The organism is Clostridium puniceum (assembly GCF_002006345.1).
Taxonomy (GTDB): domain Bacteria; phylum Bacillota; class Clostridia; order Clostridiales; family Clostridiaceae; genus Clostridium; species Clostridium puniceum.
In genome coordinates this window covers 1-656 of sequence record NZ_LZZM01000149.1, presented here as the reverse complement: position 1 = coordinate 656, position 656 = coordinate 1, and the positions used below count along the sequence as shown (strand labels likewise).

Annotated in this window: 1 protein-coding gene; it reads right to left on the bottom strand. The window is 33.2% G+C overall.

What is annotated here, in order from left to right; genetic code table 11:
* Window positions 1-97: 97 nt before the first annotated feature.
* Window positions 98-656, bottom strand: a 559-nt coding sequence (locus CLPUN_RS11390; RefSeq protein ID WP_143329038.1) for a YmfQ family protein, incomplete at its 5' end; no start/stop codon positions are given.

Here is a 656-nt window from a genome sequence, read left to right as displayed (position 1 = left end):
TCACTTACTGCTGGGAAAATATCGGCTACATTGTTATAGTCTGGCTTATTAAGACCAAAATTCGCTGTCTTTTGCATTTTACATCCATCTCCTTTTCTTAATCATATGTTCTAATTTCGTCCCATGTAATATTTTGGGCTTGCTCCCATGTTAGACCTGAATCTTTTAACATTCCCCATGTATTATAGGTATAGGCAAAGTCATACGCCAAGTGTGCTGGTTTTATTAAATCTAACATGTCTTTAAAGGCTTGCATATTTTTAGGTATACCTTTTACACCTATGAAATGAACAGTAAAATAATATTCCCCATTGTGTTCAATTATTTTGCATTCTCCACCTGAGAATCTTTCTGCAGTAGTTTTAATCATGGCTTTGGTTGTAGTTCCTCTACCACACTTTTTGGCTTTTACGATTTCTCTACGTTCTTCATAACTTAATAAGTTATTTGTTTCAACTCCATATTTATTTTCCCACCAGTCTAGCCCCCATGTTGCTGTATCTATTCTAAATTGTTTTTTTACATCTTCAAGCTGATATTTTAACAATCCTAATTCTAAGCTCTCTACATCATAAATGGCTTTAACTTCTGGAAGTTCTGATATAAAAGTTGGTACATATGGATTAAGGTCCACCATATATTTTTTAATTTCTTCA